Raw genomic sequence first — 24624 nt, 5'->3', positions numbered from 1 at the left:
CTCACGGGGGGCTGCCGGGCGGGGCCGGGGGCGGCGGTGGGCGGCCGGGCGCCGGGCGCGGGTCGGGTGCCGGTCAGGGGCGCGGGTCAGGTCGCGGTCTCCCGGCCGGCCCGCAGGTAGGGGATCGTCATGGGCCCCTCGGGCAGGACGCACACCCGGGCGTCCGGCCCGGCGGCGGCGACCGCCTCGGCCACCGTCGCCGAGATGTCGGCGGTCTGCTCCAGGTGGGCGGTCGCCAGTTCGGCGTCGCTGAGGTGGGAGGTGTGCATCACCACCCGGCAGGAGGACTGGATCCGCGCCTGGACCTGCACCTGCCACTGGTCGGGCACCGTCACCGGCCTGGCCGCGATGTCCGCGAGCAGGGCCTGCGGGGAGGCGGCGGAGGCCAGGACCTCGCGGTAGGAGCCGTGGTCGGGGAAGCCGTCGCGGCACTCGGCCGCGCAGACCACGAGTCCGCCGGGCCGGACCACCGTGTGGGCGGCCGACATGCCCTTGACCGCCTGGTAGAGGTTCTGGTCGAGGGGGTGGCCGGCGTTGGTGGTGACCACCACGTCGAAGCGGTGGTCGACGGGCCGCATCGCGAGGCGGCGGGCGGCCGCGGTGGCCGCCGCGTGCATCGCCGGCAGGTCGCCGCCGAAGGCCTCCACGATGCGGTGGTCGCGGTTGAGGACGACGTCGAGTGCGAAGTCGACGCCGGTGCCCTCCGCGATCGCGCGGACGTCGTCGTGGACGGGGTTGCCGTGGGTGGTGCCCCAGGTCGCCCGGGGGTCGCCGATGCGCTTCGCGTCGTGCAGGACGAGCACCGTCTCCAGCCCCGCCAGGCCCGGCGCCACCAGCTTGGGGCCGCCGGAGAAGCCCGCGAAGAAGTGCGGTTCGACGAAGCCGGTGGTGATCCTGACGTCCGCCTCGACCCAGGCCCGGTTGAGCCGGACCGGCACGCCGTCGCCCCAGTGGCCCATCCACACCAGCTGCGACTCGTCGCGCGCGTCGTGGTTGACGATCCGGATCCGGTCGACCACCTCGTCGCCGAACATCCGCCGCAGCTCGTCCGGGTCGTTGCCCCGGTGCGTGCCGGTGGCCACCAGGATCACCACGTCCTCCGGCCGGACGATCCCGTCGAGTTCGGCCAGGACGGCCGGGATCATCAGTCGGCGCGGCTGCGGCCGGGTGCCGTCGCAGGCGGAGATGGCCACCGTCTGCCCCGGCCTGACCCGCTCGCGCAGCGGGGGGCCGGCGACCGGGCGGCGCAGCGCGTCCCTGAGGGCGGCACTCTCGTCGGCGGCGCCGGGGTGGTGCAGCGGCTCCACGACGGTGGTGACGGCCGGGTCGACGTCGATGTCGAGCCCGGTCTCACCGTAGGCGAGGCGGACCTTCATATCGGCTCCTCCCCCGGGCCGGTCGGCGCGGGGTCGGACAGCCCGTAGACCCGGGCCGCCGTCCCGCCGAAGACCCGGGCGCGCTCGTGCGCTGCCAGGCCGCTCGTCAACTCCTCGGCGGCGTCGACGACTTGTTCGTACGTGGCGGCCAACAGGCAGACCGGCCAGTCGGAGCCGAACATGACGCGGTCGGGCCCGAAGGCGTCGAGGGCGGTCTCGGTGTAGGGGCGCAGACCGGCGACGGTCCAGCCGTCGCGGGGGGCTTCCGTGACCAGGCCGGAGAGCTTGCAGGAGACGTTGGGCTCGCGGGCCAGTTCGCGCAGCCGTCCGGCCCACGGTTCCAGTTCGCCGCTCGCGACCGGCGGCTTGGCGAGGTGGTCCAGCACGAACTGCAGGCCCGGCAGACCGCGCACGGCCTCGATGGCGGCGGGGAGTTGGTGGGGCACGACGAGCAGGTCGTAGCAGAGCCCGGCGTCGCCGACCGCGCGCAGGGCGCGCCGCACGTCGGCACGGGTGAGCCAGGCCGGGTCGGCCTCGCCCTGGACCAGGTGGCGGATGCCGACGAGCCGGTCGCCGCCCGGCCCCTGCCGCAGCTCGGCGAGGGTGTCGGCGATCCCGGGCGAGGTGAGGTCGGCCCAGCCGACGACGCCGGCGACCGACGGTTCGGCGGCGGCCAGGGCGAGGAACTCCCGGGTCTCCGCGAGGTCCGGCAGGACCTGTACCAGTACCGTGCGTTCGATGCCCGCCGCCCGGGTGTGGGGGGCGAGGTCCGCCGGGCCGAAGTCACGCCGGATGGCGGCCGTCTCCGGCGTGTCCAGCCAGGTCTGCGGGCGACGGCCCAGCTCCCACACGTGGTGGTGCGCGTCGACTCTCACGCGGGATCGCTCCTCACTCGGGGGTTGACGGTGCGTCGGGTACGGAGACGGCTCCGCCCCGGACCGGCTCCGCCCCGGGCGGGCTGCGGGCCGGGGCGGTGCGGGGCTGACGGGCTGCGGGCCGGCCCTACGGCCCGACGGGGATCCGCTCTCCCCTGGCCAGCTGGTCGCGGAGCCATCGCTCGGTGGTGTGGACGTGCATCAGGGCGGCGGCCTGGGCGAGGGTGCTGTCGCGGGCCGCGAGGGCGTCGTGGATCGCCTCGTGCTCGGCGATGGTGCGCTCGGCGGCCTCGGCGTCGACCTGTCCGCGCCGGATCCGGGCGCTCAGGGTGCGGCCGGAGATGTGCTCCAGCAGCGTGGCCAGGGTCTCGTTGCCGGTGGCGCGGATCACCGCCCGGTGGAAGGCCGCGTCGTGGTGGGTGAGGCGTTCCACGTCGTCGCGGGCGTCCCGCATGGCCGACAGTTGCCGCCCCACCTCGGCGAGGTCCTCGTCGGTGATGCGGGCGGCGGCGAGCCCGGTGGCGGCCGGCTCGAAGAGCCTGCGCACCTCGGTGAGCTCCAGGACGGTGTCGCCCTGCAGCAGTTCGACGGCGCCGCCCAGTCCTTCCAGCAGCAGGCCGGGCGCCAGGCTGGTCACATAGGTGCCGTCGCCGCGCCGGATCTCCAGGACCCGGGCGACGACGAGCGTCTTGACCGCCTCGCGCATCAGGTTCCGGGACAGGCCGAGGTCGGCCGCGAGCTGCTGCTCGGGGGGCAGTTTCGATCCCGGGGGAAGCTCACCGTCCCGGATCATCCGGCGGATTCGGGCGATGGCCTTGTCAGTCAACGACACGGCGCCAAGGTAGCAGGTGATCCCATGTCCGGGAAGGCGTCCGATGGTTTTGCCCGTCAGGAACCCGGCGTGAACTGGCACTTCGGCCGGACCGACCCCGCCCACCCCTGCCGATCCATCCCATGTATGCGGTCGAACGGCGGGCGGAGGACGCCGGCTACATCAGACCGATGGTCTGCGCGCACCAGATCGTCTTGCCGTTGGTGCCGTGCCGGGTGCCCCAGCCCTGGGTGAGCTGGGCGACGAGCATCAGGCCCCGGCCGCCCTCGTCGAAGGCCCGGGCCCGGCGCAGGTGCGGGGTGGTGTCGCTGGCGTCGGACACCTCGCAGATCAGCGAGGCGTTGCGGATCAGCCGCAGCCTGATCGGCGGCTCCCCGTACTTGATGGCGTTGGTGACCAGCTCGCTGACGACCAGCTCGGTGACGAACGCCGCCGCCTCCAGGCCCCAGGCGACCAGTTGGTCGGCGACCAGCTGCCGGGCGCGCGCCACCTGGGCGAAGTCCGGCTCGATGTCCCAGTCGGCGACGTGGTCGGGGTCCAGCGCGCGGGTGCGGGCGAGCAGCAGGGCGGCGTCGTCGGTGCGGTGGTCGGGGAGCATGGTGTCCATCACCGCGTCACAGAGCGCCTGCAGGGAGGCGGCCGGCGAGGCGCCGGCCGAAGTGTCCGGCCTGGTCAGGATCTTGAGCAGTTCGGCGGTCCCCTGCTCGGCGTCGTGGCCCCGGTTCCCCACCAGCCCGTCGGTGTAGAGGGCGAGCAGGCTGCCCTCGGGCAGCTCGAACTCGGCTGCCTCGAACGGCAGTCCGCCGATGCCGAGCGGCGGCCCCGGCTGCGCGAGGACCGGGGTGCTGGTGCCGTCCGGCAGGATGACCAGCGGCAGCGGGTGGCCCGCGCTCGCCAGTGCGCAGCGCCGGGACACCGGGTCGTACACGGCGTACAGGCAGGTGGCTCCGGCTTCGCCGGTCGTCTCGTAGCCGTTTTCGAGCCGGTGGTCGCCGGGGAGGTGGAGGACCAGGTCGTCCAGGTGGGTCAGCAGTTCGTCCGGCGGCAGGTCCACGTCGGCCAGGGTGCGGACGGCCGTGCGCAGCCTGCCCATGCTGGCCGAGGCGTGCAGGCCGTGGCCGACGACGTCGCCGACGACCAGGGCGACGCGGGCGCCGGACAGCGGGATGACGTCGAACCAGTCGCCGCCGACGCCCGCGCCGGCCCCGGCGGGCAGGTAGCCGGAGGCCGCCTCGACCGCCTCGTGGCTGGGGAGCCGCTGCGGGAGCAGGCTGCGCTGCAGGGTCAGTGCGGTCGTGTGTTCGAGCGTGTAGCGGCGGGCGTTGTCGATGGCGACGGCGGCCTTGGCGGCCAGTTCCTCGGCGAGGATCAGGTCGTCGGCGGTGAAGGCCTCGGGGCGGTCCCGGCGGGCGAAGACGACGACGCCGAGCAGGGCGCCGCGGGCCAGCAGCGGCACGGTGATCCGGCCGGTCAGGCCCTGGGCGGCGATGGACTGGTCGATCAGCGGGGTGCCCGGCGGCCAGTGGGCGGGGTCGGCGGCGAGCCCGGGGCCGAAGGCCCATTCGCCGCCCTGGTCGGGTGCGGCGGCGAGCTGCACCATGGACCGGCCGGTGACCATGCAGCGGGCGGCGATGGATCCGGAGGCGTAGTGGACCGGTGTCGGGGGCCCGGACCGCCGCTCGGCGGGCGCCTTCGCGTCGTGCCGGGCGGCCCGGCCGAGCACGATCGTCCCGGCGACGGCGAACGCGGCGGCCAGCGGCGGCTCCTCGCCGCGCAGCACCTCGTCGAAGAGGTCGACGGTGACGAGGTCGGCGAAGCCCGGCACCGGGGTCGCGGCGAGTTCCTGGGCGGTGCTGACCACGTCGAGCGTCCGGCCGATGCCGCTGCTGGCCTCGTTGAGGATGAGCAGGCGCTGCCGGGCCCAGTACTCGGCGCTCATGTCGAATCCCCAGTTGGCGACCGCGCGGACGGTGCCCTCCGCGTCCCGGACGGGCCACATGCTGGTGGCCCAGGCGTTGGCGTAGGCGCTGCCCAGCGGCCGGAAGATGGTGATCAGGCGGGCGGGTTCGCCCGTCCGGGCCACCTCGGACAACTGGTTGGTGTACGCCTTGTCGTCCAGCTCCGGGAACAGCTCGCGGTACTTCTCGCCGAGCACCTGGCCCTCCGAGTGCGCCATCACCCGGCAGGCGGCGGCGTTCACCCAGAGGAACCGCAGCTCGGGGTCGTAGACGCCGAGCGCGAAGGGGCACTGCTCGAAGGCGCGGTCGGCGATCACCGGGCGGCGCCCCCAGCGCTGGACGGTGACGACGCGGCCCAGCACCCGGCCGCCGGCGCCGTGCAGGGCGTGTGCCGTGACCACGGCGTCCACCGTGGAGCCGTCCCGGTGACGCAGGGTGATCAGGCCCAGGGGGTCGGTGCCGGTGCCCTCCGGCGGACCGCCCTCGGGGAGGCCGCCCGGCGGGGGGCTGCCGTCGGGAATGCCGCCCTCGGGGAGGCCACTCGGGGGAATGCTGCTCGCGGGGAGGCCGCTCGGGGCGATGCTGCTCGTGGGGAGGCCGCCGTCGGGGAACCCGGGCGGGGGGTCGATCAGCAGGTCGGTCACCGGTCGTCCGACGGTCTCCTCGGCCGTCCAGCCCAGCAGCAGCCGCCCGCCTTCGCTCCAGCCGCTCACCCTGCCGTCCTGGTCGATCACGACGACGGCCGTGGGTGCGTCCTGATTGCCGGCCGAATCCACGTGCCACGCCTCCGTCCGGGCAGCCGTCCGCGCCGGAACGGGATTCCGGCGCCTGGTTCCAGCGTAGATCCGGCCCCCACCCCCCGCGCCCCGGTCGAGCGGGGGTGGCGGGGGCCGTCCGCTCAGCGGTCCACGGGCCGGGGCTCTGGTGGGAGGTCCCGCAGACGCACGGTCGGGTGGAGTCGGCGGGTGTGGTCGAGCGGGCGGGCCGGGCCGGTGAGGCGCAGCGGCACGGTGAGGCGGGCGTCGGTGCTGGAGGCGGAGATCCGCAGTTCGAGCGCGCCGGGTTCGACGATCCGCCGGCCGTCGCGGCCGGTGAAGGAGGCCAGGTCGGCGGGGAGGGTCAGCTCGACCCGGCAGCGGGCTCCGGGGTCCAGCGGGATCCGCCGGTAGCCGATCAGCCGCTGCACCGGCTGCACCACACTGGCCACCGGGTCGTGCAGGTAGAGCTGCACGACGTCCGTGCCCGGCCGCGCGCCGGTGTTGCGCACCTCGAAGGCGAGGTGGAACTCGCCGTCGGTGCCGGTCTCGGTCACGTCCGCCGCGAGGCCCGACCAGGCGAACTCGCTGTAGCCGAGCCCGTGCCCGAAGCCGAAGGCGGGTGTCGGGTCGGTGCTGGAGACGTCGCCGGCCTGGGCCAGCCGCGCGGCCAGGTAGGTGGACGGCTGGACGGCGGGGTGCGCGGGGATGGAGACCGGCAGCCGTCCGGACGGGTTGATCCGCCCGCTGAGCACACCGGCGAGTGCCCGGGTGCCCTCCTCGCCGGGGAAGAAGCACTGGACGATCCCCGCCGCCTCGGTGGTGGCGCGCCCGAGCGCGTACGGCCGGCCGGCCAGCAGGGTGACCGCCACCGGTGTGCCGGTGTCCAGTAGGGCGTCCAGCAATTGTGCCTGTCTGCCCGGGAGTTCGAGTGAGGCGGCGTCGCAGCCCTCGCCGCTGGTGCCGCGCCCGAAGAGTCCGGCCCGGTCGCCGAGGGCGAGTACCACGACGTCGGCCTGCCGGGCGGCCAGGACCGCCTCCGCGATGCCGTCGGTGTCGTCGCCGTCGACCGTCACGCCGCGCGCCGTCCGCAGTTCGCTGCCGGGGAACTCGGCGGCCAACGCCTCGCGCAGGGTGGGGAGTTCGATGCCGAGCGGCGTCTTCGGGTGCTGGGAGCCGACGTGCACGGGGAAGGAGTAGCAGCCGAGCACGGCGGTGGGTTCGTCGGCGTTCGGGCCGATCAGCGCGATCCGGGCGGGGCTGCGCAGCGGCAGCAGGCCGTCGTTGTGCAGCAGGACCACGGCCTGCTCGGCGAGTTCGGCGGCGATGGCGCGGTTGGCGGGCCGGTCGAGGTCGACCAGGCCGCGCAGTGCCTCGGGGTCGCCCGGGTCGGCGGCATCGGCACCGGGGGCAGCAGCGGCACCGGCGTCGGCGTCGGCGTCGGCGGCCGTGAGAACGTCGGCGAGGGCGGCCGGCACCGGGCTCCAGTCCGGGTCCAGCAGCCCCAGCCGGGCCTTCTGCGCGAGGACGCGGCGCAGCGCCCGGTCGATCAGCTCCTCCGGCACGGTGCCCGCCGCGACGGCGTCGAGCAGCGGCTGCCCGAAGGTCTTCACGGTCGGCAGCTCGACGTCGACTCCGCTGTCCAGGGCCAGGGCCGCGGCGGCGGACCAGTCCTCCGCCACACCGTGCAGGGCCTTGAGGAAGGCGATGCCGAAGTAGTCGGCGACGACCGTTCCGGTGAATCCCCACGTGTCCCGGAGCAGTCCGGTGAGCAGGGCCCCGTCGGCGGCGGAGGGCAGGCCGTCGGTGTCGGTGTAGGCGTGCATGACCGAGCCGGGGCGGCCCTCGCGGACGGCCATCTCGAAGGGCGGCAGGATGACGTCGGCGCGCTCGCGCGGGCCCATCGAGACGGGGGCGAGGTTGCGGCCGGCGCGGGAGGCCGAGTACCCGGCGAAGTGCTTGAGGGTGGCGACGATCCCGGCCGACTCCAGGCCCCGCACGTAGGCGGTGGCGACGGTGCCGACCAGGTACGGGTCCTCGCCGATGGTCTCCTCGACCCGCCCCCAGCGGGCGTCGCGGACCACGTCGAGGACCGGGGCGAGGCCCTGGTGCACGCCGACGGACCGCAGGTCGCGCCCGATGGCGGCGGCCATCGTCCGGACCAGCTCCGGGTTGAAGGTGGCGCCCCAGGACAGCGGCACCGGGTAGGCGGTGGCACCCCAGGCGGCGAAGCCGGCCAGGCACTCCTCGTGGGCCAGGGCGGGGATGCCGAAGCGGTTGGCGGCGGCGATCCGCCGCTGGGTGCGCAGCAGGGAGAGCGCGCCGAGCGCCGGGTCGACCGGGGCGGTGCCGAACGGCCGGGTCAACTGGCCGAGCCCGTGCGGGAGGAGGGTGTCGAGGTCGGGCGGCTGTTCCATCTCGTGCTGGTGCGGGGCGACTTCGCCGCCCTCGTCGCTGGCGCCCACCCAGACGCCGACCAGCTGCGCGGTCTTCTCGCGCAGGGTCATCTCCGCGATCAGGGCGTCCGCCCTGGCCTCCGGGGTCAGGGCGGTGTCCCGCCAGGCGGGCACGGGCTCGGGTTTGCGGCGGTCGTTCACTTTCCTCCCACTCCCATCAGGCCCTGGACCAGGGCCCGGCGGGCGAACAGGTAGACGACGAAGACGGGGAGCATGGAGAGCACCACGGCGCTGAGCAGTCCGGGCACGTCCACGCCGTGTTCGGTCTGGAACTCGTACAGGCCGAGGGTCACGACCTTGGTGGAGTCGGACTGGGTGAGGATCAGCGGGAAGAGGAAGCCGTTCCAGGCCTGGAGGGCGGCGAAGACCACGATCGAGGACAGTCCGCCCTTGGACAGCGGCAGCACCAGCCGGCGGAACACCCGTGCCGGGGAGGCGCCGTCCACCGCCATGGCCTCGTACAGCTCGGGGCTGATGTCGCGCATCGCGCCGGTCAGGACGAGGGTGCAGACCGGCAGGCAGAAGGCGGCGGTCGGGAGGATGACGCCGATCAGGTGGTCGTACAGGCCGGTCTTGCTGATGACGTAGAACATCGGCACGATCACCGCCTGGGCGGGGATAGCCAGGCCCAGCAGGAACAGCCGGAACACCCAGCCGGTGGCCCGGCCGCGGGCGCGCACGATGGCGTAGGCCAGCGGTGGGACGACCAGCAGCACGATGGCGACGACGCCGACGGTGACGGTCAGGGTGTTGAGGAAGTCCCGGCCGAAGCCGTTGGAGAGGTCGGTCAGGTAGTTCTGCAGGGTCCACTGGGCGGGCAGCGCCAGCGGGCCCTCGGTGGAGTAGTCGGAGCGGGTGCGGAAGGTCGCGATCAGCAGCACGTACAGCGGCAGGCCGACCAGCAGCAGCCACACCAGGGAGCCGATCCCGGCCAGGTGGTTGGGGCGCCGGCGCATCACGGGCCCTCCGTCTCTCGTGTCACAGGCCCTCCGCCGTGCCGCGCATCCGGTCGTAGCCGGAGATCCGGACGACCGCGAGCGAGATCAGGGTGGCGACCACCACCAGGACCAGCGCGATGGCCGATCCGGTGCCGAAGTCGAAGCCCTTGAAGGCCTTCTGGTACATGTAGTAGGCGGTGACGGTGGTGTCCGTGCCGGGGCCGCCCTGGGTGAGGATCAGGACCGTGTCGAAGGTGGTCAGGCCGCCGACCACCATCAGGATCACCGAGGTGATGATGGTGTTGCGCAGCTGCGGCAGGGTGATGTGGAAGAACTGGCGGACGGTGCCCGCCCCGTCGACGGCCGCCGCCTGGTAGAGCACCTGCGGGATGGCCCGGGCGCCGCCCTGGTAGATCAGCGCGTGCAGCGGGGTGAACTGCCACACGCCGACGAAGGTCAGCACCCCGATCGCGCCGCTCCTGCTGCCGAGCAGGTTGCCGTCGCCGAACAGCCAGGTGAGCTGGGCGGGCACGCCGAAGTTGGGGTCGAGGACGGCCCGCCACACCACCGACACGGCGGTCGCCGAGAGCAGCAGCGGCACGAAGTAGATCGCCGAGAGCACGGCCCGGTTGCGCTGCTTCCCGGCGGCCCAGACGCCGAGCAGGATGCTGATCGGCGTCTGGGCCGCCACGCCGAGCCCGGTGAGCAGCAGGGTGGTCCAGACGGACTGGACCATCACCGGGTCGTGGATCAGGGCGGTCCAGTTGGCCAGGCCGTTGAAGCGCGGCTCGCCGATGCCGTCCCAGCTGGTGAAGGAGAGCACGACGACCAGCAGCAGCGGCAGGACGGCGAACAGCGCGAAGAACACCGCCGCGGGTGCCGCCCAGACGAAGCCCGGGCGGGTCACCCCCGTGCCGGGCCCCGTGCGGCGCGTCATGAGGTGGGCAAGGCCTGCATGGCCTTGACGAAGCCGTCGGCGTCGATCCGGCCGTCGAAGAACTGCTGGACGGCCGTGTGCATCGGGGTCATGGCGCTCGGCGGGTAGGCCTGGTCCCAGGAGAGCTGGAACGAGGGCGCGGCCTTGACCAGTTCGTACTGGGCCTTGGAGTACGCGGGACTGGCCGAGAGGTCGAGGAAGCCGGCCGTGCTGGTGGTGGTCGGCAGGTTCCCGATGGCGAGCTGGGCCTTCACGAAGTCGTCGGAGTACATCAGCTTGAGGAAGGCCGCGGCGGCCTCCGGGTGCTTGGTCTTCTTCAGCACCGAGTAGAAGTTGTTGGTGTTGCCGACCACGGCGGCCGGGTCGCCCTTGCCGCCGCTCAGGGCGGGGAAGCCGGTGTAGCCGAGGCCGGAGGCGGCGAAGTCGGGGTTGGCGTCCTGCTGGGTGGAGTAGTACCAGGAGCCCATCAGCTCGAAGGCTGCCTTGCCCTTGGCGACCAGGGCCGGGGAGCCGCCGTCGGTGAACTTCACGGAGTCGGCGTTGGTCCCGAAGGCCCCGGCGTCGACCAGCTGCTTGAGGGCGGCCAGCGCCTTGCGGCTGTCCTCGCCCGCCCAGGCCTCGCGGTCGCCGCCCAGCGCCCGCTGGAACAGGCCGGGGCCGGCGATCCGGTCGTACAGGTACTCGAACCACATCAGGGTGGGCCACTGGTCGCCGCCGCCGAGCGCGATCGGGGTGATGCCCTTGGCCTTCAACGCCTTGGTGGCGTCGAGGAGTTCGTCCCAGGTCCTGGGCGGGGTGAGGCCGGCGTCCGCGAGCACCTTCTTGTTGTGGAACAGCAGCACCGGCTGGGTGCCGCGCATCGGCACGCCGTACGGTTTGCCGTCCACCACCGCGGAGTTGAACACCGAGGGCAGGAAGTTGTCCTTCAGGCCCGGGTCCTTGGCGATGAAGTCGTCCAGCGGGAGCAGCAGGTCCGCCTTGACGAACGGCTGGATGGAGCCGCCGCCCCAGTTGAAGAAGACGTCGGGGGCCCGCGGGGTGTTGATCACGGTCTGCAGCTTCTGCTGGTAGTCCGCGCCGGGGACGGTGTCGAGCACCGCCTTGACCTTGGAGGTCTTGTTGAAGGTCTCGACGATCTGCTTTTCGACCTTGTTGGCTGCGTCACCGTAGACCAGCACGTGGATCGTCCCGGAGCCGGAGTCGGAGGACGTGTCGCCGGATCCGCAGGCGGCGGTCGTACCCAGGAGGAGCGCGCTGGCCGCGGTGATCGCGGCGAATCTCAATCGCATACCCTGCCACCCTCGATAGCGAAAGTTTCGAGCAAATTACCGAATGTTGTGGGAAACCTAGGACCGTCCCTGCCTCCCGTCAAGGGTTCCGGCGGGATCTGTTCCGGCCCGGCGGCGGGCTAGCATCCCTGCCGTACGGTCACCCATGACGGAGTTCGCCCAGCAGGGGCAGTGCAGGAGGAACCCGTGACCAGAGCGGCAACGCTCGCCGAGATCGCGCAGGAGGCCGGAGTCTCCGCGCCGACAGTTTCGAAAGTCCTGAACGGGCGCGCCGACGTCGCGCCCGCCACCCGGGAGCGGGTGGAGGAACTGCTGCACCGGCACGGCTACCGGCGGCGCGGCGGCCGCCAGGCCAGCCCGCTGCTGGAACTCGTCTTCCACGAGTTGGAGAGCGCGTGGGCGGTGGAGGTGATCCGCGGCGTCGAGAACGCGGTGCGCGGCGAGGGCCTGAGCATCGTGCTCTCCGAGTCCGCCGGGCGGCTCAGCCCCGGCCAGTCCTGGGTGGACGGCGTGCTCGCCCGCCGCCCGACCGGCGTGGTGCTGGTGCTGTCCGACCTCGACCGCTCCCAGCGCGAGCAACTGGCCGGCCGGGGCATCCCGTTCGTCGTGGTGGACCCGGCCGGCGACCCCGGCCAGGACGTGCCCGCCGTCGGCACCACCAACTGGGACGGCGGCCTCGCCGCCACCCGGCACCTGCTCGACCTCGGCCATCGCCGGATCGGCCTGATCGGCGGCCCGGCCCGGATGATGTGCAGCCGGGCGCGGACCGACGGCTACCGGGCGGCGCTCGACATCGCGGGCATCCCGTACGACCCCGAGCTGGTCCGGGCGGGGGACTTCCACCACGAGTCCGGACGCCGGGTCGGCCTGGAGCTGCTGGCCCTGCCCGACCGGCCGACCGCCGTGTTCGCCGGGAACGACCTGCAGGCGCTCGGCCTGTACGAGGCCGCCCGCGAGCTGGGGCTGCGCATCCCGGAGGACCTCAGCGTGGTCGGCTTCGACGACCTGCCGCTGGCCCGCTGGGTCGGGCCGCCGCTGACCACCGTGCGCCAGCCGCTGACCGAGATGGCCGAGACGGCGACCCGCCTGGTGATCGACCTGGCCCGGGGGGTGCGGCCCGGCACGCTGCGGGTGGACCTGGCCACCAGTCTGGTCGAACGCAGCAGTACCGCCCCGCCGCGGAACGGTTGACCGCACCCCCGGAACGGTCGCCCCCGGGCCGGAGGAGGTTGACGGAGCGGCCGACCGGCCCTATGGTCCCCCGAAGAATCGGCGGAGCAGCCCGAAAGTTTCGAGGGGGCGGGCTGCTCCGCGGATCCGGGGTTCGGCTCGGCGCGCGTCCTGCGCCCCGCCGTCCGGCCGGGAACCACACCGACCCGCAGAAGCCGACCGGGCCCGCCCCCGGACTGCGGGGCGGGCCCGGTCGCGGTCCGGCAGCCCGTCGCCCCGGCTGCCGGCACCGTTTCAGTGGGCTGCGAGCACCAACGCCAGTGCGATCACCGCCGGCACGGTCTGCACGAAGAGGATCTTCCGGCTGGCCGTGGCCGCGCCGTACGCGCCCGCCACGGCCACGCAGGCCAGGAAGAACAGCTTCGCCTGGAATCCCACCGGATCGGAGGACACCGCGCCCCACACCAGGCCCGCGGCGAGGAAGCCGTTGTACAGCCCCTGGTTGGCGGCGAGCGCCTTCGTCGCGGACGCGAACTCGGCGGTCGTCCCGAACGAGGCCCGGGCCTTCGGCCCCGTCCACAGGAACATCTCCAGCACCAGGATGTAGACGTGCAGGGCGGCGATGAGCAGCACCGCGACGGTAGCGATGATCGACATGTGCGGAGGCTACTCCTGCTTCTCGCCGGAGGCGAAGCGGGAGATGACCAGCGCGATGATGATGATCGCGCCGTTGAGGAACTGGTTCCACAGCGGCGGGACGCCCGCCAGGGTCATGACGTTGACCACGAGCTGAAGCGTCAGCACACCGGTCAGGGCACCGAACAGCGTGCCGCGGCCGCCGTTGAGGCTGACGCCGCCGATGACGGTGGCGGCGAAGACCTGGAAGATCCAGCCGTTGCCCTGGTCCGCGGAGATCGAGCCGTAGTGGCCGGTGTAGAGGACGCCCGCGAAGGCCGCGAGCAGGCTGCCCAGCACCAGCACCGCCCACACGATCCGGTCGACCCGGATGCCCGCCGCCCTGGCCGCCTCCGCGTTGCCGCCGATCGCGTACAGCGCGCGGCCGTGCCGCAGCCACGCCAGGGCGCTGCCGCCGGCCAGGAACAGCAGCGCGCAGATCCAGATCGCGGCCGGGGCGCCCAGCCAGTCCGCGCGGCCGAGGTAGCGGAACGAGTCGGGCACGTTGACGATGGACTGGCCCTGAGAGATGGCCACTTGGAGGCCGCGCAGCAGGGTGAGCCCGCCGAGGGTGACGATGAACCCGTTGAGGCGCAGTTTGAGGATGAGGAAGCCGTTGATCGCGCCGACGAGCGCGCCGACCAGCAGGCACAGCGGGATGGCCGCCCAGGTCGGGAAGAGGCCGAGGCCGTTGAACCGGGCACCGTGGTCGGGCAGGACGAGCCAGACGGCGATGACCGGGGCCACGCCGATGGTGGACTCCAGGGAGAGGTCCATCCGCCCGGCGATCAGGATCAGGGCCTCGGCGAGGACCAGCAGGCTCAGCTCCGTGGCCTGCTGGCCGACGCCGAGGAGGTTGTCCGCGGTGAGGAAGGCGGGCGAGACCACGAAGCCGATGACACCCAGCACGAACAGGACCGGGACGAGCGACAGATCGCGGTAGCGGACGAGGTCGAAGCGCCGGCCGGCGGGGGCGCCGACCGCCGTCGGGGGGCGCTGGGGGAGCTCAGTGGTGGGGGTCATGGCGTTCCTTCGTGTCGGTCGGGCCGGCCATGCCCTCCATCGCTGCGACCAGCTGTTCGTCGCTCCAGCCGGGCTCGAACTCGGCGACGACGCGGCCGTGGAACATCGTCACCACGCGGTCGCAGACCCGGAGGTCGTCGAGTTCGTCGGAGACGATCAGGGCGGTGCTCCCGTCGTCGGCGACCTGCCGGATGGTGCCGAGCAGGGCTTCCTTGGACTTGATGTCGACGCCGTTGGTCGGCCGGATGGCGACCAGGACGTGCGGCCGGGTGGCGAGGGCGCGGGCGATGACGACCTTCTGCTGGTTGCCGCCGGACAGCGCCGACACCGGGGTGGACGGCCCGGGGGTCTTGATGTCGAGGTCACCGATCATGCGTTCGGCGAAGGCTCGGGTGCGCGAGGGCAGGACCGTGCCGTACGGGCCGAGCTGGTCGGTGACGGTGAGGGTGGCGTTCTCGGCGACGCTGCGCTGGGGGATGAGGCCCTGGAGGTGCCGGTCCTCGGGGACGAACCCGATCCCGGCGGCGAGCGCCGCGGGCACCCTGCCGGTGCGCACCGGGCGTGCCGCGACGGTCACCGTCCCGGCCTGGGGCCGGTGCAGGCCGGCCAGGGTCTCGCCGAGCTGGATGTTGCCGCTGGTCGCGGCGCCGGCCAGGCCGACCACCTCGCCGGGCCGCGCGGTCAGGTCGACGTCCCGGTAGCAGCCGGCCAGGCTCAGGCCCGCGACGTCGAGCAGCGGGGCGCCCGCCGGGCGGGCCCGGCCGTTCGCCGGCCGGCCGGGCTCGGCGCCCCGGGCGCTCTCGCCGGTCATCGCCTCCACCAGGGCCCGCTGGTCCAGTTCGGCGACCGGGGCGGTGACGACGTGCCGGGCGTCGCGGTAGACCGTGACGGTCCCGCAGAGTTCGTAGACCTCCTGCAGGTGGTGCGAGATGAACAGGAAGGCGACGCCCTGCTCCTGGAGGCCCCGCAGCTTGGTGAAGAGCCGTTCGATGCCGCGGGCGTCGAGCTTGGCGGTGGGCTCGTCCAGGATGATGAACCGGGCGCCGAACGACAGCGCCCGGGCGATCTCCACGAACTGGCGCTGCTCGACGGTGAGGTGCTCGGCCCGTGCCGTCGGGTCGACGTCCACGCCGTACTCGGCGAGCAGTTCGGTGGCGCGCAGGCGCAGCCGCTTCCAGCTGATCGGGCGCAGCGCGCCACAGCCGGGCCGGTCGGGGCCGTGCGGGTCCGCGCTCCGCCTGTTCGGGCTCTGCCTGTTCAGGAAGAGGTTCTCGGCGACGGTCAGCGCGGGGATGACGGTGGAGCGCTGGTAGACGCAGGCGACCCGGGAGCGCCAGGCATCGGTGTCGCCGGGGGCGGGAGCCGGGCCGCCGTCGAACCGCAGGGTGCCGGTGTCGGGCTGCTGCAGCCCGGTGAGGATCGAGACGAGGGTGGACTTTCCCGCCCCGTTCCGGCCGACCAGGGCGTGTGATTCTCCGGGGGCGACGGCGATGCGGGCGTCGCGGAGGGCGACGGTGGCGCCGAAGCGCTTGCTGATCCCGTCGGCCTCGACGACGGGGCCCCGGGCGGGGCTTGGGTCCGCCATGGCGGGGTGTCCTCTCCAGGGATCCCCGTGAGCGGGCGGCCCCGGCGGTGGGCGCCGGCTCCGTCCGTTCGCGGGGTGGGGGTCAGTTGCCGACGTTGTTGCCCCACAGGGCCTTGTCGTCGACGTTCTCCTTGGTCACCAGCGGCGCGGGGAGCTGGTCCTCCAGGCCGTTGGGCAGCGCGATGATGGTGGACTGGTGGTCGGTCGGCCCGGCCTGGAAGGTCTTGCCCTCGGCGGCGGCCTGCGCGTAGAACAGCGCGTACTTGGCGTAGAGGTCGGCGGGCTGGGAGACGGTCGCGTCGATGTCGCCCTTGCGGATCGCGTCGAACTCCTGCGGGATGCCGTCGTTGGAGACGATCGCGATGTGCCCGGGCCGGCCGACGGGCTGGAGCAGGCCCTTCTGCTGGAGCAGGGCGAGGGTCGGCTGCAGGAAGGCGCCGCCGGCCTGGAGGTAGACGCCGCCGAGGTCCGGGTTGGCGACGAGCGTGGACTGCAGCTTCGCGGAGGCGACGTCCCCCTTCCAGTCCGTGGCCAGCTCGATCACCTGGATGTCGGGGAACTTCTCCTTCATGCAGGCGGCGAACGCCTCCGAGCGGTCGCGGCCGTTGATGGAGCTCAGCGCGCCCTGCAGTTCGGCGACCTTGCCCTTGCCGCCGAGCTGCTTGCCCAGGAGCTCGCAGGCCTTGGTGCCGTAGGCCTTGTTGTCGGCGCGGACGACCATGTAGACGTTGCCCTTGTCGGGGCGGGTGTCGACGCTGACCACCGGGATCTTCCTGGCGGCGAGCTGGTCGAGGCTGGAGGCGATCGCGCCGGTGTCCTGCGGGGCCATGACGACGGCCTTGGCGCCGGTGTTCTGGAAGACCTGGACGTTGGCGACCAGCTTGGTCACGTCGTTCTGCGAGTTGCTGACCGGCAGGGTGTTCAGCCCCTGGGAGGCGGCGTCCTGCCTGATGTACTGCGCGTAGGAGTTCCAGAAGTCGGAGTCCGCGCGGGGCAGGTCGATGCCGATCGCCGGCTTGCCGCCGGAGGCCGACGAGTTCGAGTCGCTGCCGCGGTTGCAGGCCGTGGCGAAGCCCGCCAGGACGACCGCCGCGGCGGCCGCGGCCGCGATTCTGGAAGTGCGAGGCTTCATGGTGCTGATCTCCTTGGCTGGGAGGCCGGCGCCCCGGGTGGGGGGCGGGTGGGAGGCGGATCGCAGAGCGACCGGACATCCGGTACAGACATCGGATGGCTGGCGGTGCCGAGGACTTTACGAGCCGGAAATCCGGCTGACAAGAGGAAACCTCGGGTGATTCCGATCCGTGATTCCACGCTTCGGAACACGCCGTGACGGGTCGCCATCGATCGCCCCCACAAGGGAATTGGAGCGTGTACAGCCGCGCGGGCCAGGAAACATCGGAGGACTTCTTGCGGCCGTCACCCTCTGCTCGTATGGTCATCGCACCACGGATTCATCCGATGTGTTGATGGGAGCCACCTATGAAGCTGCTTCGAGTCGGCGAACCGGGAGCGGAGACACCGATCGTCCGCGACCAGGACGGAACGACCTTCGCCCTGTCCGGCCTGACCGACGACATCGACGGGGCGTTCCTCGCCTCGGGCGGCATCGACCGCGTCCGGGCGGCCCTGGCCGCGGGCTCGCTGCCCGCCGTGGACCCGGCCGGCCTGCGGATCGGCGCACCCGTCGCCCGCCCCGGCAAGGTGGTCTGCATCGGCCTCAACTACCGCGACCACGCCGAGGAGACCGGGGCGGCCGTCCCCGAACGGCCCGTCGTCTTCCTCAAGGACCCCTCCACCGTCGTCGGGCCCTTCGACCCGGTCCTGATCCCGCGCGGCTCCACCAAGACCGACTGGGAGGTGGAACTCGCCGTCGTTATCGGCCGCGAGGCCCGCTACCTCGAAGACCCCGGCGCCGCGCGCGCCTGCATCGCGGGCTACGCGATCAGCAACGACGTCTCGGAGCGGGAGTTCCAGATCGAGTACTCCGCCCAGTGGGACCTCGGCAAGTCCTGCGAGACCTTCAACCCGCTCGGCCCCTGGCTGGTGACCCCCGACGAGGTCCGCGATCCCCAGTCCCTCGGGCTGCGCCTGACCGTCAACGGCGAGTCCCGCCAGGACGGCAGCACCAAGAACATGGTCTTCGACGTCGCCTACCTGGTCTGGTACCTGAGCCGGTACATGGTGCTGCGCCCCGGCGACGTCATCAACACCGGCACCCCCGCCGGCGTGGCCCTCGGCCTGCCGGGCACCCCGTACCTGCGCGAGGGCGACACCGTCGAGCTGACCATCGACGGCCTCGGCACCCAGCGCCAGACCTTCCGCAACGCGTGAAAGGCACCCAGTTGTCCGCAACCACAGCGCGGATCAGCGCCGTCGACACCTACGACATCCGCTTCCCCACCTCGCGGGAGCTGGACGGGTCCGACGCGATGAACCCCGACCCCGACTACTCCGCCGCCTACGTCGTCCTGCGCACCTCCGACGGCGGCGACGAGGGCCACGGCTTCACCTTCACCATCGGACGCGGCAACGACGTCCAGGTGGCCGCCATCGACGCGCTCCGCCCGCACGTCCTCGGCCGCTCCGTCGCCGAGCTCTGCGCCGACCCCGGCACCCTCTACCGCGACCTGATCGGCGACAGCCAACTGCGGTGGCTCGGACCGGAGAAGGGCGTGATGCACATGGCCATCGGGGCCGTCGTCAACGCCGTCTGGGACCTCGCGGCGAAGAAGGAGGGCAAGCCGCTCTGGCAGCTACTCGCCGACGCCGAACCCGAGTGGCTCGTCTCCCAGATCGACTTCCGCTACATCGCCGACGCCCTCGACCCCGCGCAGGCCCTGGAACTGCTGCGCCGCGGCAAGGAAGGGGCCGCCGAACGCGCCGCCGAACTCCGGCGCCGGGGCTACCCCGCCTACACTACCTCCCCCGGCTGGCTGGGATACTCGGACGAGAAGCTCACCCGCCTCGCCAAGGAGGCCGTCGCGGACGGTTTCACCCAGATCAAGCTCAAGGTCGGCGCCGACCTGGCCGACGACATCCGCCGCTGCCGCGCCGCCCGCGCCGCCATCGGGCCCGGCATCCGGATGGCGATCGACGCCAACCAGCGCTGGAACGTGGCCGAGGCCGTCGACTGGACCAAGGCGCTCGCCGAGTTCGACCCGTACTGGATCGAGGAGCCCACCAGCCCCGACGACGTGCTGGGCCACGCGACGATCCGGCGCGGGGTCAGCCCCGTGAAGGTCGCCACCGGCGAACACGTGCAGAACCGCATCGTCTTCAAGCAACTGCTCCAGGCCGGCGCCATCGACGTCCTCCAGCTGGACTCGGCGAGGGTCGGCGGCGTCAACGAGAACCTCGCCATCCTGCTGCTCGCCGCCAGGTTCGGCGTCCCGGTGTGCCCGCACGCCGGCGGCGTGGGCCTGTGCGAACTCGTCCAGCACCTGTCGATGTTCGACTACGTGGCGCTCAGCGGCACCACCGAGGACCGCGTCATCGAGTTCGTCGACCACCTGCACGAGCACTTCCTCGACCCTGCGGTCATCACGGACGGCCGCTACCGCACCCCCTCCGCACCGGGATTCTCGGCAGCCATGCACCCGGCCTCACTCGACACCTACCACTACCCCCACGGCTCCTTCTGGGCCGACGAGTCGGCGCGGCACCAGGAGGCGGGCGCATGAGCACGGCGGAACTCGACGGACTGACGGCCCTCGTCACCGGAGGCGCGTCCGGCATCGGCCTCGCCACCGCGTCCCTGCTCGCCGAGCGCGGCGCCCGGGTGGCCGTCCTCGACCTCCACCCCGAAACGGTGCCCGAACCACTGCTCGGCTTCGCCGCCGACGTCGCCGACGACGCCTCCGTCCGCACCTCCGTGCAGGCGGCGGCCGACGCCCTCGGCGGAATCGACATCCTGGTCAACAACGCGGGCATCGGTGCGATCGGCACCGTGGAGGACAACCCGGACGAGCAGTGGCACCGCGTCCTCGACGTCAACCTGCTCGGAGTGGTCCGGGTCACCCGCGCCGCCCTGCCGCACCTGCGCCGCTCCGCCGCCGCCTCGGTGGTCAACACCTGCTCCATCGCCGCCACCGCCGGCCTGCCGCAGCGAGCGCTGTACTCGGCCACCAAGGGCGCCGTCCTGTCCCTCACCCTGGCCATGGCCGCCGACCACGTCCGCGAGGGCATCCGGGTCAACTGCGTCAACCCCGGCACCGTCGACACCCCCTGGGTCGCCCGACTGCTGGACGCCGCCGACGACCCGGCCGGCGAACGCGCCCAACTCGACGGCCGCCAGCCGCACGGACGCCTGGTCACCGCCGGGGAGGTGGCCGCCGCCGTCGCGTACCTCGCCTCCCCCGCCGCCGGGAGCACCACCGGCACGGCACTGCAGGTCGACGGCGGCATGGCGGGCCTGCGCCTGCGGCCACAGGCCCGGCCGTGACCCCGCGCCGCAGCGCCCTGGGGCGGAGCACAGTGCCGGTCACCGAACTCGCCTTCGGCGCCGCGGGCATCGGCAACCTGTTCACCCCGGTGACCGACGCCGAAGCCGAAGAGGCCGTCGCCGCCGCCTGGGAGTCCGGCGTCCGGTACTTCGACACCGCCCCGCACTACGGGCTGGGCCTGTCCGAGCGGCGGCTCGGGCAGGCCCTGCGCGGCCGCCCCCGCGACGCCTACACGCTCTCCACCAAAGTCGGCCGACTGCTGCGGCCGGCCCCCGGCCGGGGCGGCGACGACCTCGCCGACGGCTTCGCCGTCCCCGCCACCCACCGCCGGGTCTGGGACTTCAGCGCCGCGGGCGTCCGCCGCTCGATCGAGGACAGCCTGGAACGGCTCGGCCTGGACCGGATCGACATCGCCTACCTCCACGACCCCGACGACCACGCCGAGCAGGCGCTCACCGAGGCCTACCCGGCGCTGGCCCAGCTCCGCGCCGAAGGACTGCTCGGCGCGATCGGCGTCGGGATGAACCAGGCCGGGCTCCTCGCCCGCTTCATCCGCGAGACCGACCTCGACGCCGTCCTCCTGGCCGGGCGCTACAGCCTGCTCGACCAGCGCGGACTCACCGAACTGCTGCCCCTCGCCGCCGCACGCGGCGTCGGCGTCGTCATCGGCGGCGTCTTCAACTCCGGCCTGCTCGCCGACCCGCGCCCCGGTGCCACCTTCGACTACGCCGCCGCGCCCGCCGACCTGCTGGCGCGCGCCCTGGAGCTGAAGGCCGTCTGCGAGCGGCACGGCGTGCCGCTGCGCGCCGCGGCGCTGCGCTTCCCGTTCGGCCACCCCGCGGTGGCGAGCGTCCTGGTCGGCACCCGCAACGCCGCCGAGGCCCGGGACGCCGCCACCATGCTCGACCACCCGGTGCCCGCCGCCCTGTGGACCGAACTCAAGGACCGCGAACTGCTCCCGCCGGGCGTCCCGACCCCGGAGGAGGCGCACTGATGCGCATCGCCCTCTTCATCACGTGCTTCAACGACACCGTGTTCCCCGCCACCGGCCGGGCCGTGGTGACCGTCCTCGAACGCCTCGGCCACACCGTCGCGTTCCCGCAGGAGCAGACCTGCTGCGGGCAGATGCACATCAACACCGGCTACCGCACGGACGCCGTCCCGCTGGTGGCCCGGTTCGCACGCGCCTTCGGCGAGTACGACGCCGTCGTCACCCCGTCCGCCTCCTGCGCCGGCACCGTCCGGGAACACCACCCCGCCCTCGCCGAACGGTACGGCCCGCCGGGGCTGCACCGGCAGGTCGCCGAACTGGCGCCCCGGGTCCACGAGTTCACCGAGTTCCTGACCGACGTCCTCGGCGTCACGGACGTCGGCGCCCGCTTCCCGCACCGCGTCGCCTACCACCCCACCTGCCACTCGCTGCGCGGACTGCGCCTCGGCGACCGGCCGCAGCGGCTGCTGCGCGCGGTCCGGGACCTCGACCTGGTCGACATCCCGGCCGCCGACTCGTGCTGCGGGTTCGGCGGCACCTTCGCCGTCAAGAACGCCGAGACGTCCGGCGCGATGCTCGCCGACAAGGCCGCGGCGGTCCTGGAGACGGGCGCCGAGGTCCTGTGCGCGGCCGACAACTCCTGCCTGCTGCACATCGGCGGCGGCCTCTCCCGGCGCGGCGCACCCGTCCGGACCATGCACCTGGCCGAGATCCTGGCCGGTCCGGAAGGAGCCGGCAGGTGAGCACCCGAGGCGTGGTCTGGCTCGGCTCGCCGTCCTTCCCGGAGGCGGCACGCGAAGCACTCCGGGACGACCAGCTGCGCGCCAACCTCCGACGCGCCACCTCCACGATCCGCGACAAGCGCCTGGCCGTCACCTCCGAGCTGGACGACTGGGAGGCGCTGCGCACCGCCGCCGACGCCATCAAGACCAGGACGCTGCGCCACCTCGACCACCACCTGGTGCGGTTGGAGGAGTCCGTCACCGCGGCCGGCGGCACCGTGCACTGGGCCGCCGACGCCGCCGACGCCAACCGCATCGTCACCGAACTGGTGCGGGCCACCGGCGAGCGGGAGGTGGTGAAGGTCAAGTCCATGGCCACCCAGGAGATCGGCCTCAACGAAGCCCTCGCCGAGGCCGGCATCACCGCGTACGAGACCGACCTCGCCGAACTCATCGTGCAGCTCGGCGACGACCGCCCCTCCCACATCCTCGTCCCGGCGATCCACCGCAACCGGACCGAGATCCGCGACCTGTTCGCCGCCGAGATGGGCCGCTGGGGCCGGCCCGCGCCCGAAGGGCTGGGCGACGACCCCGCCGAACTCGCCGAGGCCGCCCGGCGGCACCTGCGGGAGAAGTTCCTCACCGCGAAGGTCGCCGTCTCCGGGGCCAACTTCGCCGTCGCCGACACCGGCACCGTCGTCGTCGTGGAGTCCGAGGGCAACGGCCGGATGTGCCTGACCCTGCCCGAAACCCTGATCACCGTGATGGGCATCGAGAAGGTCGTGCCCACCTGGTCCGACCTGGAGGTGTTCCTGCAGCTCCTGCCCCGCTCCTCCACCGGCGAGCGGATGAACCCCTACACCTCCACCTGGGCCGGCACCACCGAGTCCGACGGCCCGTCGGAGTTCCACCTCGTCCTCCTCGACAACGGCCGCACCGGCACCCTCGCCGACACCGTCGGCCGGCAGGCCCTCGCCTGCATCCGCTGCTCCGCCTGCCTCAACGTCTGCCCGGTCTTCGAACGCACCGGCGGCCACGCCTACGGCTCGGTCTACCCCGGCCCGATCGGCGCCGTGCTGACCCCGCAACTGGTCGGGGTCGAGCAGGCCGCGTCCCTGCCGTTCGCCTCCACCCTGTGCGGGGCCTGCTACGACGCCTGCCCGGTGAAGATCGACATTCCGAAGCTGCTGGTCCACCTGCGCTCCGAGGTCGTCGAGGCGAAACGGGCCGCCGGGCGCCTGCCGACCGCCGAGTCGGTGGCGATGAAGGCCGCCGCCACCGTCCTCGACTCCCCCGCTCTGCTCGCCGCCGCCCAGAAGGCGGCCTCGCTCGGTGGCCGGGCCCTCGCCCGGCGCGGGCGGATCGGCCCGCTGCCCGGCCCGCTGCGCGGCTGGTCCGCCGAGCGGGACACCCCCGCGCCGCCCGCCGAGTCCTTCCGCGCCTGGTGGCGCAAGAACCGAGGAGGTGAGCGATGAACAGCCGGGAGGTCGTCCTCGGCCGCATCCGGGCCGCACTCGCCGACGTCCCCGCCGAGGAGACGCCCGACGGGACGAGCAACGGGACGAGCCACGGGACGAGCGCCGGAACGGACAGCGGGACGAGCCGGGCCGCGACCGCCCACCGGGGCTACCGCCGCGGCCACGCCGAACCCGGTCAGGACCTCGTGGCCCTGTTCGCCGAACGGGTCGCCGACTACCGCGCCACGGTCACCCGGACCGACCCGGCCGGCCTGCCCGGAGCCATCGCCGCCGCCCTCACCGCGCGCGGCGCCACCCGGCTGGCGCTGCCCGACGGCTTCCCGCCCGGGCTCCTGCCGCCCGGCGACTGGCAATGGCAGCGGGAGCCGCTCGACGTCCCCGCCCTGGACGCCGTCGACGGCGCCCTCACCCTCGCCGCCGTGGGCATCGCCGTCACCGGCACCGTCGTCCTGGACACCGGCCCGGGCCAGGGCAGGCGGGCCCTCACCCTCGTCCCCGACTACCACCTGTGCGTCGTGCGCGCCGAACAGATCGTCGACGACGTCCCCGAGGCGCTCGCGCGCCTGGACCCGCGCCTGCCGCTGACCTTCGTCTCCGGCCCCTCGGCGACCAGCGACATCGAACTCGACCGGGTCGAGGGCGTGCACGGGCCCCGGACGCTGGACGTCATCGTCGTCGGCGCCCCCGCTGCCGCCGCCGACCGCGCCACCGCCTCCACCAGCACCCCCGCCCCTTCCGCCGCCACTGATGCCGCCCCCGGCCCCAAGACCCCGGAGCAGCCATGAGGATCGCCCTGCACACCCGCGTCCGCGAGGACCGGATCGAGGAGTACGAGGCCGCGCACCGCCAGGTGCCCGCCGAACTCACCGCCGCCATCAGCGCCGCCGGCGTGACCTCCTGGACCATCTGGCGCAGCGGTGCCGAGTTGTTCCACCTGCTGGAGTGCGAGGACTACGCCCGGCTGCTGGCCCGGTTGGAGAAGCTGCCCGTCAACATCGCCTGGCAGAGCCGCATGGCGGAGCTGCTGGACGTCGTCCACGACTACTCGGACGCCGGCGCCGCGGCCGGTCTGCCCGTCGTGTGGGAGCTCTGACCGGCGCCCGGCCCGGCCGCCTTTCCGCA

At 73.3% G+C, this 24624-nt stretch carries 21 protein-coding genes; 9 read left to right on the top strand and 12 right to left on the bottom strand.

The annotated features are described in order from the left end of the window. Positions 1-86 precede the first annotated feature (86 nt). From larA to IF30_RS0102540, 8 genes are all read right to left on the bottom strand, one after another. The gene (gene larA / locus IF30_RS0102575; protein WP_030231279.1) at positions 87-1376 is read right to left on the bottom strand and encodes a nickel-dependent lactate racemase; all 1290 of its coding nucleotides are present in this window, start codon (positions 1374-1376) and stop codon (positions 87-89) included. Beyond that, positions 1373-2251, bottom strand: a complete 879-nt coding sequence (locus tag IF30_RS0102570; RefSeq protein ID WP_037898702.1) for an amidohydrolase family protein — start codon at positions 2249-2251, stop codon at positions 1373-1375. Before IF30_RS0102570 ends, larA begins: the two co-directional genes overlap by 4 nt. Before the next feature lie 127 nt (positions 2252-2378). After that, positions 2379-3083: a FadR/GntR family transcriptional regulator gene (locus tag IF30_RS0102565; protein WP_030231274.1), complete on the bottom strand. Its 705-nt coding sequence runs from the start codon at positions 3081-3083 to the stop codon at positions 2379-2381. A gap of 157 nt (positions 3084-3240) precedes the next feature. Continuing rightward, a complete protein-coding gene (locus tag IF30_RS0102560; RefSeq protein ID WP_030231271.1) occupies positions 3241-5817 on the bottom strand; it encodes a SpoIIE family protein phosphatase in 2577 nt (858 codons plus the stop codon). A gap of 122 nt (positions 5818-5939) precedes the next feature. Beyond that, a complete protein-coding gene (locus IF30_RS0102555) occupies positions 5940-8303 on the bottom strand; it encodes a beta-glucosidase (RefSeq protein WP_078891104.1) in 2364 nt (787 codons plus the stop codon). 86 nt (positions 8304-8389) lie between these two features. Beyond that, complete coding sequence (locus IF30_RS0102550; protein ID WP_030231266.1) at positions 8390-9208, bottom strand: carbohydrate ABC transporter permease; 819 nt, start codon at positions 9206-9208, stop codon at positions 8390-8392. A gap of 22 nt (positions 9209-9230) precedes the next feature. After that, the gene (locus IF30_RS0102545; RefSeq protein ID WP_030231263.1) at positions 9231-10127 is read right to left on the bottom strand and encodes a carbohydrate ABC transporter permease; all 897 of its coding nucleotides are present in this window, start codon (positions 10125-10127) and stop codon (positions 9231-9233) included. Further along, on the bottom strand, positions 10124-11416 hold the full coding sequence (locus IF30_RS0102540; protein WP_030231261.1) for an ABC transporter substrate-binding protein: 1293 nt from the start codon (positions 11414-11416) through the stop codon (positions 10124-10126). Before IF30_RS0102540 ends, IF30_RS0102545 begins: the two co-directional genes overlap by 4 nt. Before the next feature lie 186 nt (positions 11417-11602). On the opposite strand from IF30_RS0102540, the gene IF30_RS0102535 reads away from it, so the two are divergent. Further along, complete coding sequence (locus tag IF30_RS0102535; protein WP_234322552.1) at positions 11603-12607, top strand: LacI family DNA-binding transcriptional regulator; 1005 nt, start codon at positions 11603-11605, stop codon at positions 12605-12607. A gap of 273 nt (positions 12608-12880) precedes the next feature. Here IF30_RS0102535 and IF30_RS0102530 read toward each other — a convergent pair whose 3' ends face one another. The 4 genes from IF30_RS0102530 to IF30_RS0102515 form a co-directional block, all read right to left on the bottom strand. Beyond that, complete coding sequence (locus IF30_RS0102530; protein ID WP_030231257.1) at positions 12881-13243, bottom strand: DUF1304 domain-containing protein; 363 nt, start codon at positions 13241-13243, stop codon at positions 12881-12883. A 9-nt stretch (positions 13244-13252) separates the two neighbouring features. Then, the gene (locus IF30_RS0102525; protein WP_030231255.1) at positions 13253-14284 is read right to left on the bottom strand and encodes an ABC transporter permease; all 1032 of its coding nucleotides are present in this window, start codon (positions 14282-14284) and stop codon (positions 13253-13255) included. Then, on the bottom strand, positions 14268-15869 hold the full coding sequence (locus IF30_RS0102520; protein ID WP_037898700.1) for a sugar ABC transporter ATP-binding protein: 1602 nt from the start codon (positions 15867-15869) through the stop codon (positions 14268-14270). The genes IF30_RS0102525 and IF30_RS0102520 overlap by 17 nt, the downstream gene beginning before the upstream one ends. An 82-nt stretch (positions 15870-15951) precedes the next feature. Further along, positions 15952-17001, bottom strand: a complete 1050-nt coding sequence (locus IF30_RS0102515; protein WP_030231252.1) for a sugar ABC transporter substrate-binding protein — start codon at positions 16999-17001, stop codon at positions 15952-15954. 347 nt (positions 17002-17348) lie between these two features. Between IF30_RS0102515 and IF30_RS0102510 the strand changes: the two genes are divergently transcribed. From IF30_RS0102510 to IF30_RS0102475, 8 genes are read left to right on the top strand one after another with little or no spacing between them, the layout of a single operon-like run. Continuing rightward, entirely contained in the window at positions 17349-18200 is an 852-nt protein-coding gene (locus IF30_RS0102510) for a fumarylacetoacetate hydrolase family protein (RefSeq protein WP_030231250.1), read from the top strand. Between the two features lie 11 nt (positions 18201-18211). Further along, positions 18212-19549: an L-fuconate dehydratase gene (locus IF30_RS0102505; RefSeq protein WP_030231248.1), complete on the top strand. Its 1338-nt coding sequence runs from the start codon at positions 18212-18214 to the stop codon at positions 19547-19549. Continuing rightward, the gene (locus tag IF30_RS0102500; protein ID WP_030231246.1) at positions 19546-20310 is read left to right on the top strand and encodes an SDR family NAD(P)-dependent oxidoreductase; all 765 of its coding nucleotides are present in this window, start codon (positions 19546-19548) and stop codon (positions 20308-20310) included. The genes IF30_RS0102505 and IF30_RS0102500 overlap by 4 nt, the downstream gene beginning before the upstream one ends. Continuing rightward, a complete protein-coding gene (locus IF30_RS0102495) occupies positions 20307-21305 on the top strand; it encodes an aldo/keto reductase (protein WP_030231244.1) in 999 nt (332 codons plus the stop codon). Before IF30_RS0102500 ends, IF30_RS0102495 begins: the two co-directional genes overlap by 4 nt. Further along, positions 21305-22045: a (Fe-S)-binding protein gene (locus IF30_RS0102490; protein ID WP_030231242.1), complete on the top strand. Its 741-nt coding sequence runs from the start codon at positions 21305-21307 to the stop codon at positions 22043-22045. Before IF30_RS0102495 ends, IF30_RS0102490 begins: the two co-directional genes overlap by 1 nt. Beyond that, complete coding sequence (locus tag IF30_RS0102485) at positions 22042-23499, top strand: LutB/LldF family L-lactate oxidation iron-sulfur protein (RefSeq protein ID WP_030231240.1); 1458 nt, start codon at positions 22042-22044, stop codon at positions 23497-23499. The genes IF30_RS0102490 and IF30_RS0102485 overlap by 4 nt, the downstream gene beginning before the upstream one ends. Beyond that, positions 23496-24287, top strand: a complete 792-nt coding sequence (locus IF30_RS0102480) for a LutC/YkgG family protein (RefSeq protein WP_063752459.1) — start codon at positions 23496-23498, stop codon at positions 24285-24287. The genes IF30_RS0102485 and IF30_RS0102480 overlap by 4 nt, the downstream gene beginning before the upstream one ends. After that, positions 24284-24595 carry an L-rhamnose mutarotase gene (locus tag IF30_RS0102475; RefSeq protein ID WP_030231236.1) on the top strand — a complete coding sequence of 104 codons (312 nt, stop codon included), beginning with the start codon at positions 24284-24286 and terminating at the stop codon, positions 24593-24595. The genes IF30_RS0102480 and IF30_RS0102475 overlap by 4 nt, the downstream gene beginning before the upstream one ends. The last annotated feature ends 29 nt before the right edge of the window (positions 24596-24624 follow it).

This window comes from Streptomyces sp. NRRL S-350 (assembly GCF_000719705.1).
Lineage (GTDB): Bacteria > Actinomycetota > Actinomycetes > Streptomycetales > Streptomycetaceae > Kitasatospora.
The sequence above is the reverse complement of the archived record's forward strand: the minus strand, read 5'-3'. Positions and strand labels throughout refer to the sequence as shown.

Bases quoted from the DNA above. Each gene is read 5' to 3' on its own strand.
- larA (WP_030231279.1), bottom strand. From the start codon at position 1,376: ATGAAGGTCCGCCTCGCCTACGGTGAGACCGGGCTCGACATCGACGTC.
- IF30_RS0102555 (WP_078891104.1), bottom strand. From the start codon at position 8,303: ATGACCCTGCGCGAGAAGACCGCGCAGCTGGTCGGCGTCTGGGTGGGC.
- IF30_RS0102550 (WP_030231266.1), bottom strand. From the start codon at position 9,208: ATGCGCCGGCGCCCCAACCACCTGGCCGGGATCGGCTCCCTGGTGTGG.
- IF30_RS0102545 (WP_030231263.1), bottom strand. From the start codon at position 10,127: ATGACGCGCCGCACGGGGCCCGGCACGGGGGTGACCCGCCCGGGCTTC.
- IF30_RS0102540 (WP_030231261.1), bottom strand. From the start codon at position 11,416: ATGCGATTGAGATTCGCCGCGATCACCGCGGCCAGCGCGCTCCTCCTG.
- IF30_RS0102530 (WP_030231257.1), bottom strand. From the start codon at position 13,243: ATGTCGATCATCGCTACCGTCGCGGTGCTGCTCATCGCCGCCCTGCAC.
- IF30_RS0102525 (WP_030231255.1), bottom strand. From the start codon at position 14,284: ATGACCCCCACCACTGAGCTCCCCCAGCGCCCCCCGACGGCGGTCGGC.
- IF30_RS0102520 (WP_037898700.1), bottom strand. From the start codon at position 15,869: ATGGCGGACCCAAGCCCCGCCCGGGGCCCCGTCGTCGAGGCCGACGGG.
- IF30_RS0102515 (WP_030231252.1), bottom strand. From the start codon at position 17,001: ATGAAGCCTCGCACTTCCAGAATCGCGGCCGCGGCCGCCGCGGCGGTC.
- IF30_RS0102510 (WP_030231250.1), top strand. From the start codon at position 17,349: ATGAAGCTGCTTCGAGTCGGCGAACCGGGAGCGGAGACACCGATCGTC.
- IF30_RS0102500 (WP_030231246.1), top strand. From the start codon at position 19,546: ATGAGCACGGCGGAACTCGACGGACTGACGGCCCTCGTCACCGGAGGC.
- IF30_RS0102490 (WP_030231242.1), top strand. From the start codon at position 21,305: ATGCGCATCGCCCTCTTCATCACGTGCTTCAACGACACCGTGTTCCCC.
- IF30_RS0102480 (WP_063752459.1), top strand. From the start codon at position 23,496: ATGAACAGCCGGGAGGTCGTCCTCGGCCGCATCCGGGCCGCACTCGCC.
- IF30_RS0102475 (WP_030231236.1), top strand. From the start codon at position 24,284: ATGAGGATCGCCCTGCACACCCGCGTCCGCGAGGACCGGATCGAGGAG.